2 protein-coding genes and 2 pseudogenes are annotated in these 2074 nt (G+C 34.8%); 1 reads left to right on the top strand and 3 read right to left on the bottom strand.

The features are described from left to right. A partial coding sequence (locus ACFQ0C_RS31680) for a hypothetical protein (protein WP_379372874.1) occupies window positions 1-205 on the top strand: 205 nt, incomplete at its 5' end. Window positions 206-622: 417 nt separating this feature from the next. Here the strand turns inward: ACFQ0C_RS31680 and ACFQ0C_RS31685 are convergent. From ACFQ0C_RS31685 to ACFQ0C_RS39180, 3 genes and pseudogenes are all read right to left on the bottom strand, one after another. Beyond that, the gene (locus ACFQ0C_RS31685; RefSeq protein ID WP_258212216.1) at window positions 623-1360 is read right to left on the bottom strand and encodes an HAD family hydrolase; all 738 of its coding nucleotides are present in this window, start codon (window positions 1358-1360) and stop codon (window positions 623-625) included. A gap of 241 nt (window positions 1361-1601) precedes the next feature. Then, window positions 1602-1685, bottom strand: a pseudogene (locus ACFQ0C_RS31690) (hypothetical protein); the annotation flags it as partial. A 275-nt stretch (window positions 1686-1960) separates the two neighbouring features. Then, a pseudogene (locus tag ACFQ0C_RS39180) lies at window positions 1961-2074 on the bottom strand (SF0329 family protein); the annotation flags it as partial.

Below are 2074 nucleotides of genomic sequence, written 5' to 3' on the forward strand. Positions count from 1 at the left end.
CGCCTCCTTGATGGTGTTGGGTTTCGAACCCTTGGACAAACCCATCATACCGAGGCGCTCCTTTTTTGACAAAGACGATTTCTTAGCCTTAACAGGAATGTTTACTTTAACGAATCCAGGGAGCAACTGCCTTGTGGCGAGTTGCTCTCTGGTTATTGCGCTAACGTTCTTTGTTACCTCAATTAAAACGCTGTTCAATGAGTAATGTGACTACGTCGGGAATGTTACAAAGTTCTAGTCACCCATCGGGAATGTTATCAAGTTCTTGTCAATTCGTTTTGACAAGAACTTGATAACATAAAACAAAAAAACCGCAATTTATGCGGCATTTAATGTTACTATGTTCTTGTCACCCGACACTTGTTGTTGTTGTTGGTTTCTATATATTGTTACACATTATATAATGTGTATTTTCGATCATCAAATTATAAGTTCTAAAATTCCCTCCCGTGCCTATATCATCGGTGCGACCTTACTTATGCAAAAAGTTCTTCAATTGTATGTTGACAAGAACTTGATGTCATAAATGACAAGAACTTTATCCCATTCCATTAGGAAATCAGAAAAGCAGTCAACATCTTTTTCATAGGATAAAAAGCGATGATCCGTATCATTTATAATGTTACAGGTGTTCCATTAGTTCATTGATGTTTTTTATTATTGCTTTCGGAGTAGGATATTCTTTTGTCATCTGTTGCTTCCTGTTGAACCATACACAATGTATACCTATTTTTGCAGGACCTTCTACATCATTCTCCCATGAATCCCCGACAAATAAAGTTTCTTCTGACGAAACACCAAAATAATTTAATGCTTTTTGGTAAATTTGCGGGGAAGGTTTTTCATAACCAATTTCTTCTGAGATGAAAATTGTTCCATTTGGAAAAAAAGGCTTAATTCCTATCGCATTAATTTTGTCATACTGAATGTCAGCAGTTCCATTCGTCACAATCCCTAGTTGGTAAACCTTTGTTAATTGACCAAGTACATTCAAAAGTTCAGGATTAACTTTCATAAAGCTTTTACTTATCGAAGCATAAAGTCGTTCAAAGCTAGTTGCTGTAGATTCGTCAGCCACTTTATTAAACTCCGCTAATGTTTGTATAAATCTGAAAGTACGATATTCATAAATAGTTATTTTCTGTTGATGATATAAATCCACATAAATTTTTTCTTTTTGGCGATATACCTCAAAGAGTTGGTCAGTATTAATATCCATTGTAAATGGATACTGTCGGAACGTTTCCTTGGTACTATCTTCCCAATAATCATCGAAGTGAAGAATTGTGTCGTCTAAATCAAAAAGTATAAGTTTGTAACAGGTAGACAAGTTTACACACCTCAACTTAGATAAAATCATTCTTTTACCGTCCTGTTATCAGCGGAGAAAGAACTTATTATCAATATTATACCATATTTTTGGGAGGCAGCTAATACATCGAGTTTCATTCTCCCCGTAGGGGGATATAATCGTATTGAGGCAATTATAATTTCACTGTTTCAAGTATTTATTTCTATTAATTTAATAAAGTCAAAAAAAATGCTTCGCCTATCGTGCCAGCGAAGCATTTCTTATGTATTCCTTCGACTAATCTTCTCAGTTATCGCAATAGTCGCAAACCACTTATGATGACCGCTAGTGTGCTTCCTTCGTGACCGACAACACCGGACGGTAAATTAATATTACTCATAGCTTCGTCAACAAAAATTATAACTTAATATTACATAGTATTTTATACACATGTCTATACTTTAAAGCATTAAAGTATGGCAAGCTGTAAAAAGTTATTTTTTCAAATGACACAAATCTCCCTACATAAAAAATAAAAAGCTTGATTCCTCAAGCTTTTCTTCGATACGTTATGTAGGCACATTTGTGTCATTGGACATTTCTTTCTTGTCACTCGTTTCTATGTAGGGACAGTAGTTTATTGTATGGAACTATTGGGTTTATTAACTTTCATAACGTGCTAAGCCGTAGCTCATAAAAATACTGCACAATTGGATGCTTTAACTTCATCTTCTCGGTCATGTTTAAAATTCGCTTTTTTCCAACTCTTCTGTCAACCAAAGC

This window comes from Paenibacillus sp. GCM10027630 (assembly GCF_042676305.1).
Taxonomy (GTDB): Bacteria; Bacillota; Bacilli; order Paenibacillales; family NBRC-103111; genus Paenibacillus_S.